This window comes from Pseudomonas sp. S3_G06, assembly GCF_054667565.1.
In genome coordinates this window covers 2,112,285-2,126,251 of sequence record NZ_CP162738.1, presented here as the reverse complement: position 1 = coordinate 2,126,251, position 13,967 = coordinate 2,112,285, and the positions used below count along the sequence as shown (strand labels likewise).

The 13,967-nt window shown below is 60.0% G+C and carries 14 protein-coding genes; 8 read left to right on the top strand and 6 right to left on the bottom strand.

What is annotated here, in order from left to right:
* From AB4N47_RS09585 to AB4N47_RS09565, 5 genes are all read right to left on the bottom strand, one after another.
* On the bottom strand, positions 1 to 1,389 hold the full coding sequence (locus AB4N47_RS09585; RefSeq protein WP_445941184.1) for a DUF1329 domain-containing protein: 1,389 nt from the start codon (positions 1,387 to 1,389) through the stop codon (positions 1 to 3).
* A gap of 12 nt (positions 1,390 to 1,401) precedes the next feature.
* Entirely contained in the window at positions 1,402 to 3,099 is a 1,698-nt protein-coding gene (locus tag AB4N47_RS09580) for a DUF1302 domain-containing protein (RefSeq protein ID WP_460154473.1), read from the bottom strand.
* A gap of 56 nt (positions 3,100 to 3,155) precedes the next feature.
* Positions 3,156 to 4,292: an FAD-dependent oxidoreductase gene (locus AB4N47_RS09575; RefSeq protein WP_460154472.1), complete on the bottom strand. Its 1,137-nt coding sequence runs from the start codon at positions 4,290 to 4,292 to the stop codon at positions 3,156 to 3,158.
* 134 nt (positions 4,293 to 4,426) lie between these two features.
* Positions 4,427 to 4,789, bottom strand: coding sequence for a Rieske (2Fe-2S) protein (locus tag AB4N47_RS09570; RefSeq protein WP_122746190.1), 363 nt, complete (start codon positions 4,787 to 4,789; stop codon positions 4,427 to 4,429).
* A 14-nt stretch (positions 4,790 to 4,803) separates the two neighbouring features.
* Positions 4,804 to 5,745, bottom strand: coding sequence for a VOC family protein (locus AB4N47_RS09565; protein ID WP_341637459.1), 942 nt, complete (start codon positions 5,743 to 5,745; stop codon positions 4,804 to 4,806).
* A 257-nt stretch (positions 5,746 to 6,002) separates the two neighbouring features.
* Between AB4N47_RS09565 and AB4N47_RS09560 the strand changes: the two genes are divergently transcribed.
* The 4 genes from AB4N47_RS09560 (at position 6,003) to AB4N47_RS09545 (ending at position 10,177) form a co-directional block, all read left to right on the top strand.
* Positions 6,003 to 6,965 (top strand): LysR family transcriptional regulator, encoded by a 963-nt coding sequence (locus tag AB4N47_RS09560; protein ID WP_122507406.1) that lies wholly within the window; start codon positions 6,003 to 6,005, stop codon positions 6,963 to 6,965.
* 59 nt (positions 6,966 to 7,024) lie between these two features.
* Positions 7,025 to 8,182 (top strand): alpha/beta hydrolase family protein, encoded by a 1,158-nt coding sequence (locus tag AB4N47_RS09555; RefSeq protein ID WP_460154471.1) that lies wholly within the window; start codon positions 7,025 to 7,027, stop codon positions 8,180 to 8,182.
* 187 nt (positions 8,183 to 8,369) lie between these two features.
* Positions 8,370 to 9,719 (top strand): metal-dependent hydrolase family protein, encoded by a 1,350-nt coding sequence (locus AB4N47_RS09550; RefSeq protein WP_460154470.1) that lies wholly within the window; start codon positions 8,370 to 8,372, stop codon positions 9,717 to 9,719.
* An 11-nt stretch (positions 9,720 to 9,730) separates the two neighbouring features.
* Positions 9,731 to 10,177 (top strand): GlcG/HbpS family heme-binding protein, encoded by a 447-nt coding sequence (locus AB4N47_RS09545; RefSeq protein WP_341637457.1) that lies wholly within the window; start codon positions 9,731 to 9,733, stop codon positions 10,175 to 10,177.
* Here the strand turns inward: AB4N47_RS09545 and AB4N47_RS09540 are convergent.
* On the bottom strand, positions 10,162 to 11,097 hold the full coding sequence (locus tag AB4N47_RS09540) for a LysR family transcriptional regulator (protein ID WP_341637456.1): 936 nt from the start codon (positions 11,095 to 11,097) through the stop codon (positions 10,162 to 10,164). The two genes, AB4N47_RS09545 and AB4N47_RS09540, sit on opposite strands and share 16 nt — an antisense overlap.
* Before the next feature lie 627 nt (positions 11,098 to 11,724).
* On the opposite strand from AB4N47_RS09540, the gene folE reads away from it, so the two are divergent.
* The 4 genes from folE to AB4N47_RS09520 are packed head-to-tail and all read left to right on the top strand — an operon-like array spanning position 11,725 to position 13,897.
* Positions 11,725 to 12,282, top strand: a complete 558-nt coding sequence (gene folE, locus AB4N47_RS09535) for a GTP cyclohydrolase I FolE (RefSeq protein ID WP_016774771.1) — start codon at positions 11,725 to 11,727, stop codon at positions 12,280 to 12,282.
* A gap of 45 nt (positions 12,283 to 12,327) precedes the next feature.
* The gene (locus tag AB4N47_RS09530; protein WP_122746185.1) at positions 12,328 to 12,870 is read left to right on the top strand and encodes a DUF3833 domain-containing protein; all 543 of its coding nucleotides are present in this window, start codon (positions 12,328 to 12,330) and stop codon (positions 12,868 to 12,870) included.
* Entirely contained in the window at positions 12,867 to 13,577 is a 711-nt protein-coding gene (locus AB4N47_RS09525) for an SDR family oxidoreductase (protein WP_122507411.1), read from the top strand. Before AB4N47_RS09530 ends, AB4N47_RS09525 begins: the two co-directional genes overlap by 4 nt.
* A 14-nt stretch (positions 13,578 to 13,591) precedes the next feature.
* Entirely contained in the window at positions 13,592 to 13,897 is a 306-nt protein-coding gene (locus AB4N47_RS09520) for a DUF6482 family protein (protein WP_016774774.1), read from the top strand.
* The last annotated feature ends 70 nt before the right edge of the window (positions 13,898 to 13,967 follow it).

The following is a 13,967-nucleotide window of genomic DNA, read 5'->3' as shown; positions in this document are numbered from 1 at the left end:
TCAACGAACCCCGGCACCCGCCATCGCCGCCGGCGAGAATTCAGACGCTTTGTAGCGATCGACCACGCCGTACTGCTCAGGCAGGCCGGTGTAGACGTTCTGGATAAACCAGGCGCCGGAGGTCAGGTCGTAGAAACCCGAAGACAGCTGCGCTTGCGCTGGCAGATCCGGCAGCACGGCCGGTAGCGACCACAAGGTTTTGGCGAGTTGGCCGTTGGCGTCCCAGCGATCGCCGAGCATGGCTTGCCAGGTATCTTCGTCGAGGTAGTAGCGGCCCTTCGGCAGTTGGTGACGTTTGCCCGGCGCGAGTTCGGCGTCTACTACCCACACGCGGTGCAATTCCCAGCGCACGTAATCAGGATTCATGTGATGGGCCAGAAACAGGTCTTCCGGTTTGCCGGCGGTCAGGACTTTGTTGGTGTTGTAGGGGATATACATTTCCTGCTTGCCGACCAGTTTCCAGTCGAAGCGATCGATGCGCCCCTGGAACACGCTCAACTCGTCGAACGACATCACCCCGGCGGTTGCCGGTGTCGGTGTGTCGCAGCAGGCATTCGGCAACTTGCGCACGCGGCGCTGGCCGGTCAGATAGACGTGGGCCTGGGACTTGTCGCCGTTGATATTGGTGCGCCCCATGATTTGCTCCCCGGCACGCAACGGCGGGCCGACGTTCAGCAGGCGGAACAGCCAGTAATCACCGGCGAAGCTTTCCGGCGTGCCGTCCTGGTAGTAATACGGCATGTCCTGGATCGCCTGGCCGTCGGTGGTCATCACCTGTTTGCCGTCTGCAGTCATCAGGTAATGGCGAAAGTGCATGGCCAGTGACGTGCCGCGCCAGTTGAGGATGTGGTTCCACATGGCTTCGGCACCGTTATGCGGAATCGGGAATGGAATACCGCCAAACGCACCTTCGGGCACCGGTCCAGCGCTGCTGTCGACCAGTTTGGCGCGAGTCGCGTTTTTCAGAGTGTTGTCGTACACCCACTGCGGCGCGGCGGCCGTGCGACGGGTCGGATAGACGTCGATGCGATAGGTGTCGGGAAAACGCTTGAACATTTCCTTGGTGCCATCGCTGAGCTTGCCAGCGTATTGCGCCAGGTTTTTCGAGGTGATGCTGAACAGCGGCTTGTCGGCCGCAAACGGATCGCTGCGTTTGCCGCCCGGTTTGTACGCGGGGTCGACCTTGGTGTAACCGCCCTGCCAGGCTGGAATGCTGCCGTCGGCATTGCCTGCGCGCTCGGCACCCATTGGCGTTAGACTGCTCGACAGTTTGGCCGCCTCTTCTGCGGTGGCCGCAGTTGCAACCTGACTCAGGACAGTCAGCGTTCCGAGCAAGGCAAAGCACAGGGCCTTCATCCGTGGGAAGCGATTGTGGTGGTGAGAAGTCATGCGCAAGTCCTCTTAAAACGTGGTCTTGACGGAGAAGGCGAGGTAATCCCGATCCTTCAGCGATTGCTTGTAATTGAACTGGCTGAGGCCGTTGAGATTGGTGTCCTCGGCGCCGTAGTAATGCGTGTAGGTCAGGCCGGCCGTGACGCGATCGAGGTAAGTGGCGGTGATGCCAATGTTGATGTCGCCACCGTTGTCCGGGCCGAACGAACTGACCACCGCTGATTTGCCCAGCGGGAAATAACTGACGCCAACGGGAATGCTGATATCGATGCCGGAGAAGAACTGGCGGTACGTCGGCGTGTAGACGACTTTGAAACCCAGGCCATCATCGGTGGCGTTCGGGTCCAGCGCGGCGCGATTTTTGGTGACGCTGAGCAGGCGGTTCCATGCCACTTCGCCAACCAGTCCAGACTCGCGGGCGATGAAGTTGGGGCCAAACGATGCCAACACGTTCAAATTGACGTGAGCGGTGCGGCCCACGGCGTAGAGCGCGTCATCATCGTTGTCGGCAATGACGCCGGGCAGCACGGTCTGACCGTTCGAAACCAGCGGCATGTTCCAGCGCATCGACGCTTCACCGGCGAAGCTGTATTCGTCCACGGTGGTGGAAAAACTCGCGCCCAGCGCGCGAATATCTTCGGGGTAAACCCAGTAGTACTCGCCGATCTGGCCGGTGCTGAAGTTCGACGCCGCCGTCGACGGTTTCAGATACAGCTTCGGCGTCTTGTCGTGGTACTGGATGGCATAGAGACCGTACTCGACGGTCTCAGCGCTGTATTTCAGCTGCAAACCGCCCTGCCCCGAACTGCGCGCTTCCTTGTCATTACCGTGGAAAAACGCGGCGGGACTGGCCGGGTTGCCGCCGAGGAATGCCGGAAACGGCGCACCGACGATCAAGCGCTCATTGCCTTCGCCAATGGTGTCGCTAGTGGAGAAATAACTGCCAGCGGCAGGCAGGCGGGTTTCTTCCCATTCGAGTTGGTAGTACGCGCCGAGCGATACGTCGTCAGTCAGTTGGAAGGTGCCCGACAGTTGATTGACCGGACGGGTGATTTCCTTGAACTGCGTGTTCGGCACCGACTGCGCCTTGACCACGTCAACCGGGGCCATGCCACCGGCAATGCCGTTGGCGCCAAAGAACAGGCTTTCGCCCCAGATCAGACCGTGACGGCCGGCGCGCACCGACGTTGCGCGGTCGGCCAATTCACCGTTCCAGTAGACGAACGCGTCGAGGATTTCGCCGTCACCACCGTGCAAATGACGGGTGTCGTCGGTGAACTCGTCGTAGCCCACCGAACGTGCGTTGGCACGGGACGGATCGTTATTGTCGTTGTTGCCCTGGTACTCGCTGTCGTACCACGCTGCGCCGCTCAGACGTGCGCCGAAATCCTGAAACGACAGATCCAGCTCCGAGAGGATGTCGGTGCGATTGGAGATCAGGCCCTTTTTAAAGGCACGATCGCCATCGTCCTGATTGAGCGCCACCTGACCCTCGGTCAACTTGCTGCTCGGATTCTGCGTGCGCCAGGCAGCGCTGTACTTGATCGTGTTGTCCCAGCGCAACTTGAAATCCGGGTTGCCGGTATCGATGTCGAAAGCATGAGCGGCCTGGCTGCACAGCACCAGCAGCGCAGCAACGCTCAAACCAAAGGGTGCAGACGAGCAGACCGGGCGACGCGCGAGCGCCGCAGTCGTAGAACTAACCATCGCGTTAACCTCTTGTTTTTATAGTGGTAACTGCTGTGGATGCGTTGCAGATGGGCTTAGATTGGCTCGGCAGTGCGCGCGAGCATTTGCTTGACCAGACCAATGCGATCGAAGGCGCGGTCGTGTTGCATTTCCTTGTCGCCGGCCAGCACCGAGCTTTCGCTGATGTATTTGCAACGTTCGAAGCGCCGCGCCATGAAGCGCTGCAGCTGCTGTTCGACGCTGGTGGAGGCGGACTGCTCGCGAGTCAGTTCTTCGCTGAGCACAATCGCGTCTTCGATGGCCATGCCGGCGCCTTGACCGAGGTGCGGCGTGGTGGCATGGGCCGCATCGCCGATCAGCAGGACGCGTCCGCGATGCCAAGGCTCATCGACGAACACCACTTCCATCGGCTTGTAGACGACCTGGCTGTTGTCGGTGATTTGCTCGCGCAGTTCGCCGATCAGCCCGGTAAAGCCTTGCAGGCGCTGGCGCATCTGCGCAGCCAGCTCGGCAGGATCCATCCACGGATTGGACGGTTCGTGGGACGTCAGAAACAGGTACATCAAATTACCGGCCAGCGGCACCAGCCCGGCGTTGCCGTCAGCGCTTTGATAGTTGGCCAGATGATCGATTTGTGGCGCGCGGGGAAAGTTGTAGCGCCATACCGACTGGCCAGTGAAACGCGGGGTGTAGGCATCGCCAAAAACCAGGCTGCGGACTTTCGAGAACAGACCATCGGCGCCGACCACCAGGTCGTAGCTGCCTTGACTGCCATCGGTAAACAACACGTCGACCTCTGTGCCGTCGTCGTTCAGCGTTTCCACGCTCAAGCCCAAACGCACGTTGGCACCGAGTTGCAGGGCGGTTTCGCTGAGGACTTTGTGCAGCGCCAAGCGGGAAATGCCGACGTTGGCAGGGTATTGCGGGCCGGCGAGGCGTTGACCCGGAATGCGCGCCAGCTGCTGTCCGCCGGGGCCGTAGATGGCGACGTCTTCGAAGGCATAAGCGGCATCGAGATATCCGTCGAGAACGCCCAGCTTGGCCATTTCTCGGACGACATTGGTCTGTTGAATAATCCCGACGCCGTAGACTGTCCATTCGGACTTGAGCTCGATCAGGTCGACCTCAATACCTTTACGCCGCAAGGCAATGGCCGCACACAAGCCGCCGATACCACCACCCACGATCAGAACGTTGTTCACTGCACTCATGGTGTTCTCTCTTTTTATTCTTGTGATCGATGCTGCGTCGGGCACGGCATCGTTGGGTGAAGCTTCCCGGCAAAGCAGGGATTTGACTAATCGCGAGTAAGGATGCGATGTATCGCCGTACGCGATACCTCGATTTATCCCGGCAGCGGCAACTCTTCAGGCATTTGCACCAGCAGCCAGCCGTCCTTCTCGCAACTCGGCAGCGCCTCCAGCGTCTGGCCCAGGCAAGGGCCGTAGATGCACTCGCCCGTCGCCGGCAGAAATTGCGCACCGTGGGCGTAGCAGACGATCAACTGGCCATCGGCGGACATGAAGCGGTCCTTGCGATACTCCAGGCGCACGTCCAGATGGGGACAACGGTTGCGATAGACCCGCACCTGATTGTCATGACGCAAGGCAAACACGCTGTCGCGTCCCTGCGCCAACGGGTCGAACCCGCGCGCCCGGCCCTCCTCCAGTTCGTCCAGCCGACACAGTGGCTGCGCAATACCGCTCATGATCAGCGCCGGCCTCAACCGAGTTTTGGCGGTGGTCCGCCCGGGGCCCATTTTTCTTTGGCGCTGAACAGGAACAGCTGCGAGTTATCCGCCGACAGCGGCGCGCGACGGGCCTCCCAGGCGTCATCATGCTTGTCCATATCGGCGTCGTATTCGATGTGGCAGCCCAGCGGACTGTTGAAGTACCAGAACCAGTTGGAGCCAAACAGGTGACGGCCCGGGCCCCAGAAACTGGTCCAGCCTTTTTGCTCGAATCGCGTCCCGGCCAGCAGCACTTCGGTGCCACTGCCCATGTGGAAGGTGAAGTGTTCGCAGCCCTTCATGTGCGGCGGGGTCTGGATCATGAACAGGCAATGGTGATCATCAGAGCCTGCCGGACGCATGAACGGCCCGGCGCCAATGAAGGTGTCTGTGGTGCGAAAGCCGAGGCGCTCGGCGTAGAAAGCTTCTGCTTTGGCTGCGTCGGGTACGAAATACACCACGTGCGACAAAGTGCGCGGAACAGCCCCCATATCGAGGGTAATGCCCGGCTGGTTGAGCGGCCGCTGTGGCGCATGGCCGGCGGCGTTGGTCAGGTCTTCCGGTGCGCTGTACGGCTTGCGTACGCTAACCTGAAACGCGATCGCGAAACCCATGTCGTCAACGCTGTGCAGCACGCCGTGTTGATCACGACTGACACTACGATCACGGGCCAGCTCATCTTCGATGGCATCCAGATCGCTGATCGCGCCGACCCCGTAGACCGTCTCGCGAATCGACGGCGCCGGGCCGATTGCCGCCGGCAAGTCAGGATCGTCGGCTCGACGGATAATCACGGCGGTGCCGTCCAGCGCTTCGAAACGCCCGCCGTTGCTGTCAACGCCGACGGGCGCAAGGCCGTAGTCGCTCAGGCAATCGGTGCAGGCTTGAATGTCATCGACGCCAAAAATCAGGGCATCAAGGCCAATGATGTTCATGGCTTACCACTCCATTGAAATTATGATCCGGTGACTGCCGCCATGGACGCCTTGCAGCGCGCCGGGCCTGACTGGAAACCGGTGGTGGTGTCGGCAGCAGGGCCGACTGCGGCGAAGATTGGCGCAAGGGCTGGCAGCTGACTAATCGCGAGTCGGGATGCGACCTATCGGCAAACGCGATACCTGCGACGAAGGTTGACGCGCCGATTGATTCGTTCGAATGTATTGCGAAAATAAATACAAGAACGGACCTGCCCATGCGTTTCAACCATCTGGACCTGAACCTGCTGGTCGCGCTCGATGTATTGCTCGAAGAGCAGAACATCACCCGCGCTGCCGAACGCCTGCACATGACCCAATCGGCCACCAGCGGCGTGCTCGCGCGTTTGCGCACCTACTTTGAGGATGAGTTGCTGGTTCAGGTGGGGCGCAAGATGCAGCCCACGCCCTACGCCACGGAACTGGCCAAACCGGTGCGTGAAGTCCTTTTGACGATTCAGTCCTCGATTACCGCCAAACCGGTGTTCGACCCGGCCACCAGCAAGCGACATTTTCGCTTGGTGACCTCGGACTATCTGATCAGCGTGCTGTTCGCCCAGGTGATCCAGAACATTCATCAGCAAGCGCCCAACATTACCTTCGAAATGCTTGGCCCCAGCGACAATTCCGGTGAGTTGCTGGTGCGTGGCGAGGTCGATCTGATGATTGTTCCCGAGCGCTACATCATTGATGGCCACCCTTCGCGCCTGCTGTTCGAGGAAGAACATGTGTGCGTGGTGTGGCAAGGCAATACGCAAGTCGGCGACACCCTGACCCTTGAGCAATACATGGAGATGGGCCATGTCTCCGTGGGCTTCGGCCGTACCCGGCACATGAGCATCGAAGAATGGTTCATGAATCAATACGGCTTCAATCGGCGTATTGAAGTGATCACCAGCGACTTCAATACCTTGCCGCAACTGATTGTCGGCACGCAGCGCATCGCCACGATGCACCAGCGTCTGGCGAACCTCTACGCGCACTATCTGCCACTGCGCATCCTGCCTCCGCCGGTGAAAATTCCGGTCATGCGCGAGTACATGTTGTGGCACCGCAGCGTTGACGGCGACCCGATGCACCGCTGGCTGCGCGAACGCATCAGCGAATCCATCCAGCATCTGCAACACGTGCCCATCGTATCTCGCGATACCTCGTATCCGCCGTCACGATTGGCCAATTAGTCGGGTGATCCTTAACGTGCCTTGGAAATGCCAAGGCAACCATAAGGACAACAATAATCATGTTTCGCTATTTCCCGACCAACTACGTTTGGAATCTCTCTGTCGACCTGGCCATTGAAATGGGCGCCCGCATGGGCGAAATCGAAGAGATGTGCGCCACGCTGCAAGAGGCGGCCAAGCAGCCGGACGCGGCCGGCACCCGCGCCTTTCGCGAAACCTGGGCGAAAATGGCTGACAAGCTCTGCGGTCTGGCCGAAGAAGACGAAGGCAATGGCCGAATGCTCTCGGCTGGCGAAAAATACAACCGCGCCGCCACCTATTATCTGACCTGCGAGCGCCTGCAAGCCCATGGCGCGCCGGGCCGAACCGAGCTCTATCAACGCTTCCTGCAAACCTTCAAGCGCGGCATCGAACTGTCGCGTGAAAACTGTGAACGGGTGGAAATCCCTTACGAGGGCAAACATCTTTCCGGCTTGCTCGTGCGCGCCGAAGGCGTCGAGGGTCCGGCGCCGATACTGGTGCAAGTCAACGGTCTGGACTCGACCAAAGAAATGAAATACCGCGTGGGTCTGCCTGCGTGGCTGGCAAAACGCGGCATCTCTTCGCTGATCATTGACCAGCCCGGTACCGGCGAAGCGCTGCGCCTGCATGGCCTGACCGCACGATTCGACAGTGAACACTGGGCCAGTCGCGTGGTGGATTGGCTGGAAACCCGAAGCGACGTCGATGCCACTCGCATTGGGCTCGAAGGTGTCTCGTTGGGCGGCTATTACTGCCCGCGTGCGGTTGCCTTCGAACCACGCTTCGCCTGCGGTGTTGTATGGGGCGCCAATCACGACTGGCGTGATGTGCAAAAGCGTCGACTGGAAAAAGAAGGCAGCTTCCCGGTGCCGCACTACTGGGCGCATGTCTGCTGGGTATGGGGCGCCAAGGACGTCGAAGAGTTCATGACGATCGCCGAAAACGTCCACCTCGACGGCGTGCTCGACCGAATCAAGGTGCCCTTCCTCGTGACCCACGGCGAGCAGGATTCGCAGATTCCGTTGAAGTGGGCGCATCGCACCTACGAACAACTGGTCAACAGTCCAAAATGCGAACTGAAAGTCTTCACCGAACGTGAAGGGGGTGTGCAGCATTCGAGCTTCGACAACAGCATCAATGCCGGGCAATACATTGCCGACTGGGTTGCCGAAACCCTGGGCGGTCGCACCGCTTGATCCACTGAAAAACACGCCATGAAAACGCCGGACAATCTTTCGATTGTCCGGCGTTTTGCATTAGCGGATTCAAGCGCTGGTGCAGCTATTGATGCCGTCAATGCGCAGCCATCGATGCAATCTGCTGGTCGTCCCCTCGCCTGCTCTCTAGCCTCTCTTTGCATAACAATCACAGAGCGAAGACGCCATGACTGCCCTGCACCTGAAATGCCAGACCCTGTTTGACGGCACCGGACTGCAAACCCGCCAACAACAGACATTGATCGTCGAAAACGGCTTGCTCAGTTACGTCGGACCCACCGCGCTGGCACCTGCTCCCAAACCCGGCGATACCCTAGTGGATGCAGGGAATGATTTCGTCATGCCGGGGCTGGTGGATGTGCACACGCATCTGGCCTTCGGTAACGCGCAGAGCGAAGAGGACATTGATCTATGGACCAGCGACGAATTTCGCGCGTTGCGCGGGATGTTCTTCGCGCAACACGTGCTGGCCGCCGGCGTCACCAGCATGGTCTGCCCCGGCGACAGCGGCCAGCTCAGCATCGCCGTGCGCAATGCCGTCGCCGCAGGTTTATTCGAAGGGCCGAGGATCGCGGCCAGCAGCCGCGTCATCACCAATCGCCAGAGTCTCAATGACTGGTTCCCGAGTCGGGTCGGCGCCCCGGAATACTTCACGGCGCAGTTGGTCACCAGCCGTAGCGACGCCCTCGCGGAGATCCGCAAGCAGGCCAAGGACGGCGTTGACCTGATCAAGATCGCCATGGACGGCACGCACCGTCGCCCCAACGGCGAAATCATTGCGGCCTTTACCGCCGACGAAACCTTCGAAATGGTTGAGGAAGCGCATCGTCTGGGCTGCAAGGTCGCCACGCATGCCTACGGTCGCGAAGCCGTGATGTACGCGGCGCGCGCGGGGGTTGATCTGGTTTTCCATGCCTTTTACATGGACGACGCGTGCATCGAAGCGTTGCTTGAGGCCGGCAGCATCCTTGCCCCGACCATGACATTCCCGCAGAACACCGTGGATTTCTGTCAGCCCCATGACCCGGCGATCAGCACGGGTTATGCCGGTTATTGTGCTCGCACATTGGAGGTCGGTTCGGCGGTACTCAAACGGGCCAAAGCGGCTGGCGTACCCTTTGCCTGCGGCAGTGACAGCGGCTTCGCGGTGACGCCTTACGGAGAGTGGCATGCTCGTGAGCTGGAGTTGCTGGTGACTCGGCTTGGATTCACACCGGCCGAAGCGTTATACGCCGCGACCGGTGTTGGTGCGCGCTGTATGCCGCGCGGTGAAACACTCGGCTCGCTGCAAGTGGGCAAGCAGGCGGATTTTCTGCTGCTCGAGGGTTCACCGCTGGACGACATTCGCATCCTCCAAGATCGTTCGCGCCTCAAAGCGGTGTACAAGGCCGGCCAACCGGTACGCATGGATCGCAGCCCCTACAACCCCAAGCAAGTGTCCGACTTCAACTCGCTGAAATGGACCGATCTTTACACCCGCGACCGCGTGGCCCAACTGGGCAAGTGGGCCGTATGAGGACTGAGATCATGCAACGACTCGACTTGCTGACCGCCACGAATATGGCGAGCGATGCCATCCGCATCGCTCGGGAAACCGGGATCAAACCCTTGGGCGTCGCAGTACTGGATGCCGCCGGTCATCCCTTGGCGATATTGCGCGACGAACACGCCACTTTCCTGCGCACGCAAATCGCCACCGGCAAGGCGCGTGGCTGCCTGGGCATGGGTTTTGGCGGACGTGAGCTGGCGCGGCGCGCGCAGGCCATGCCGGCGTTTTTCGCTGCGATCAACAGTTTGACCGGCGGCGAGGTGATTCCGGTGGCGGGCGGCGTGCTGATTCGAAATGCCGAGGGCGTGGTGCTCGGGGCCATCGGCATCAGCGGCGATACCTCGGCCAACGACGAACGTTGCGCATTGCTGGCCATCGCCAAGGCCGGATTGGTCGCCGACAGCGGCGATCAGACAGAGGGTTGATCGAGTAACGCGGCCTGTTCCAGAAGCAGGCCGCGAAACCACTGCATGACCGGGTCATGTTCTTGATAGGGATGCCATTGCAAGACTTGAACGGCCTCTGGGAATTCCAGCGGCGCGGGGTGGACGCGTATTGGATAACACTGGGCGAAGCGTTGCGCCTGTCGTCGAAACACCGTGGCAATGCGTGCGGTACCGACAATGAATTGCGGCATCAGTACAAAGCTTTCAACGGTCACGGCCACTTGTCGCTCAATGCCGAGTTCATGCAGGTGCATGGCATCCATCGCCAGGTTGTGCCCGTCGGCAAACTCGCGCACCACGTGCGCTGCCGCGCGATAGTCGGCCATGCTCAGTTGCTCGGTAAACTCTGGCTGCTGGGCGCAGACGATACAACAGAGCTGGTCCGTCATGAGCGGCACATGGGGATAGGCCGGGTTCACCCGTCGCTGCGGCACGATTACGCAATCACTGCGCCGATAATCGAGCGCTTCGCTGACGACATCACCGTCGCGCGGGACAGGCATGTCGCGCAGGCTCAAGCGAATACCCGGAGCGACACGCGCCAATGCATGGCTGACCGCAGGGAGCAGCACATCGGCGACATAATCGGAGGCTACCAGAGTGATGTGTCGGTCGCAGTTCGCCGGGTCAAAATTCAGGGGTGCATCGACGATCTCCCGGGTCAGTGCCAACGCAGCACGTACCTTTGGCAGCAACTCCAGACCCCGCGCTGTGGGTTCCAGGCGGCGCCCGACTTGTACCAGTAACGGGTCGTTGAAATGTTCGCGCAAGCGGCCCAGTGCCGAACTGGCAGCTGACTGCCCCAGGCACAGACGCTCGGCCGCCCGGCTGACGCTGCATTCGCTTAACAAGGCGTCCAGCGCAACCAACAGATTAAGGTCAAGGCGTCGATATCGCATGTGGGTTCCGCTGCAGGTAATGGTGACGTCTTTGCGCCCGGTTTGCGGGCAGGATCAAAAACGAATCATGACCTTAGCGAGCTGTGTAGCAATGCACCAATCGCGTGTTTGGTGGGAAGGTATCGTTTACGCAGATACCAAGCGCCACTGCGCGTGAATTAGTTACTCAAGGGAAGCCACTAGCAGAAAGGTCAACACGCGGCATCGAGGATCCAGCAGGTAAGCAAAAGCCCTGCGATCACTTGTGATCGAAAGGTTGCTCGAAAATTGATGCTCGTGGACGGTAATCGGCCATTAGCGGTCGCTCGTGTGCGCTAGCTTCCGACCAAGGCAGGTGGCCGCTCGAAAACATGAAAACCTGGTCTGGTAACTTCTGGCCGTTAGCTGCCATCCGCCACCGGCAGCTATCAGCTGAGACGCCCGTACATCTGGCCCAAGCAAGCCACTCACAACACCTGTTCCCAGGTTTGTCCTGCCTGAACTCCCAACCCGCACAAAAAAACCACCGATGCGTTGTCAGTTGATCCTTTTCAGCCTATCTTCAATAAAACCTATACAGCCAACCTGTATGCGTACAACCTTTTCACCCGACTGTGTCCTTAACCCGCACCGCCACGAGTAACCCGAATGAGCCCACTACTAGCCAGCCATTACCGTGAAATCCTCGTTGGCGTCGGTGAGAACCCGGAACGCGAGGGTTTGCTGGACACGCCCCAGCGCGCCGCCAAGGCGATGCAATACCTGTGCAACGGTTACGCGATGAGCCTGGAAGACGTCACCAACGGTGCGCTGTTCGAGTCGCAGAGCGATGAAATGGTGATCGTCAGCGACATCGAGCTTTATTCGCTGTGTGAGCACCATATGCTGCCGTTTATCGGCAAGGCGCATGTGGCGTATATCCCCACGGGTCGGGTGCTGGGGCTGTCCAAGGTGGCACGGGTGGTCGACATGTTCGCGCGGCGTCTGCAGATCCAGGAAAACCTTACTCGGCAGATTGCTCAGGCGATCCAGCAGATCACCGATGCTGCCGGTGTCGCGGTGGTTATTGAAGCCAGGCACATGTGCATGATGATGCGCGGCGTCGAGAAGCAGAATTCGATCATGACCTCCTCGGTCATGCTCGGTGCCTTTCGCGACAGCTCGACGACGCGGCAGGAATTTCTCCAGCTCATCGGCCGGCGCTAGGCCTATACACAGCCTGTTAACTGTACAAGCTCAAGGAGTAGGAAGATGACCCGATTTCTGCTGCTGTTAGGACTGGCGCTCAGCATTGCAAGCTGCGGCAGTGTCGATGTTGCTCGTTACGCGGATCAGCAACCGGCATTGAGTCTGGAGCAGTTTTTCAGCCAGCCCGTCAAAGCCTGGGGCATGTTTCAGAAGCGCAACGGCGAAGTGGTCAAGCGGTTTGAGGTCGATATTGCCAGCCGTCGTGAGGGTGAAAACCTGATCCTCGACGAGCGCTTCCGTTACAGCGACGGCACTCGTGAACGTCGGGTCTGGACCCTCACTCCCGGGGGCAATGGTCAGTGGAGCGGTCGCGCGCACGATGTGGTCGGGGTTGCGCAGGGCCAGATCGCAGGCAACACCTTCCACTGGCGTTATCGCCTGAATCTGCCGGTCGACGACTCGACCTACGAGATGAGCATGGACGACTGGATGTATCTGGTCGACGAAGACACGTTGATCAACCGCACCCGTATGTCCAAGTGGGGTTTCGAAGTCGGTCAGGTGACGGTGTTCTTCCGGCGCCAGAACGCTGGAGCGAACCCATGAGCAGTGGGTTGACCCTGGCCTCGTTCGGCGACGGTTATCGCGCTCTGGTGATCGGCGCCAGTGGCGCCCTCGGCACGGCGTTCTGTCAACATTTGAACCAGGATCCACGCTGCGCCAGCGTCCGTACGCTGGGACGCAAAACTGTGCCGAAGCTCGACCTCGAGCAGCCCGAAACGATCGCCAGCGCCGCCGCCGAACTGGCAGCTGAAGCGCCTTATCACCTGATCATTCACGCGGCCGGCCTGCTCCATCGTGACCAGATCAAGCCGGAAAAAAGCTACAGCGCAATCGAAGCCGAGTCGCTGCAGGCCGTGTTTCAAGTCAACACGCTGGGGCCGGCATTGCTGCTGCGCGACTTTCTGCCATTGCTTGCGCCTCAAGGCGCGATGGCGATGCTGTCGGCGAAAGTCGGCAGCATCGGCGACAACCGTTTGGGCGGCTGGTACGCCTATCGCGCCTCCAAGGCTGCGCTGAACATGCTGATCAAGACCGCCGCCATCGAGCTTTCGCGCACTCGGCCGCAGAGTCGCTTGCTCAGCCTGCACCCGGGCACGGTGGTGTCGCCGTTGTCGCAACCTTTTCGCGGAGCCTCGAGCGCCCGCCCGGCAGACATTGCCGCTGCGCAATTACTGAGTCTGATTGACACGCTGACGCCGGCCGATAGCGGCCATTTCTTCGCCTACGATGGAGAACGCCTGCCCTGGTAGGCAAGGAGTGAAGCATGAATCTGCAAACCCTCACCGAACGTGCGGCCAACAGTGAAGTTCGCGAACTGGAGCTGCTGTCACTCGAAGGTGGATTTTATCTGGCGAGAATTCGCGTAGATCAGGGCCAGTTCACCTTGCTCGATGATGCGGCCAAGCCAATGCATCTGCGTTCAATCACCCACCTGCGCGACTTGCTGCAGACCGTGCCGGCGTTTCCCTGCGTACTGGTGCAACAATGCGTGCACGACGAAATGTGCGGCCGGGATTCAGGGCCGGTCGAAGAGCTGCGCATTCCATTTTCGCTGACCACGCCGTTATGACGCCGAAGCGAGGCAAGCGCTGCATGGCAGGCTGATAAGGCGCGCGTCGCCAAAGGGCGACGCATTTATC

What these genes read in the sequence shown, in the direction of transcription:
- AB4N47_RS09540 (WP_341637456.1), bottom strand. Translation starts at nt 11,097, where the DNA reads ATGCGATATCGACGCCTTGACCTTAATCTGTTGGTTGCGCTGGACGCC.
- AB4N47_RS09575 (WP_460154472.1), bottom strand. Translation starts at nt 4,292, where the DNA reads ATGAGTGCAGTGAACAACGTTCTGATCGTGGGTGGTGGTATCGGCGGC.
- AB4N47_RS09580 (WP_460154473.1), bottom strand. Translation starts at nt 3,099, where the DNA reads ATGGTTAGTTCTACGACTGCGGCGCTCGCGCGTCGCCCGGTCTGCTCG.
- AB4N47_RS09520 (WP_016774774.1), top strand. Translation starts at nt 13,592, where the DNA reads ATGAATCTGCAAACCCTCACCGAACGTGCGGCCAACAGTGAAGTTCGC.
- folE (WP_016774771.1), top strand. Translation starts at nt 11,725, where the DNA reads ATGAGCCCACTACTAGCCAGCCATTACCGTGAAATCCTCGTTGGCGTC.
- AB4N47_RS09560 (WP_122507406.1), top strand. Translation starts at nt 6,003, where the DNA reads ATGCGTTTCAACCATCTGGACCTGAACCTGCTGGTCGCGCTCGATGTA.
- AB4N47_RS09550 (WP_460154470.1), top strand. Translation starts at nt 8,370, where the DNA reads ATGACTGCCCTGCACCTGAAATGCCAGACCCTGTTTGACGGCACCGGA.
- AB4N47_RS09555 (WP_460154471.1), top strand. Translation starts at nt 7,025, where the DNA reads ATGTTTCGCTATTTCCCGACCAACTACGTTTGGAATCTCTCTGTCGAC.
- AB4N47_RS09585 (WP_445941184.1), bottom strand. Translation starts at nt 1,389, where the DNA reads ATGACTTCTCACCACCACAATCGCTTCCCACGGATGAAGGCCCTGTGC.
- AB4N47_RS09570 (WP_122746190.1), bottom strand. Translation starts at nt 4,789, where the DNA reads ATGAGCGGTATTGCGCAGCCACTGTGTCGGCTGGACGAACTGGAGGAG.
- AB4N47_RS09530 (WP_122746185.1), top strand. Translation starts at nt 12,328, where the DNA reads ATGACCCGATTTCTGCTGCTGTTAGGACTGGCGCTCAGCATTGCAAGC.
- AB4N47_RS09545 (WP_341637457.1), top strand. Translation starts at nt 9,731, where the DNA reads ATGCAACGACTCGACTTGCTGACCGCCACGAATATGGCGAGCGATGCC.
- AB4N47_RS09565 (WP_341637459.1), bottom strand. Translation starts at nt 5,745, where the DNA reads ATGAACATCATTGGCCTTGATGCCCTGATTTTTGGCGTCGATGACATT.
- AB4N47_RS09525 (WP_122507411.1), top strand. Translation starts at nt 12,867, where the DNA reads ATGAGCAGTGGGTTGACCCTGGCCTCGTTCGGCGACGGTTATCGCGCT.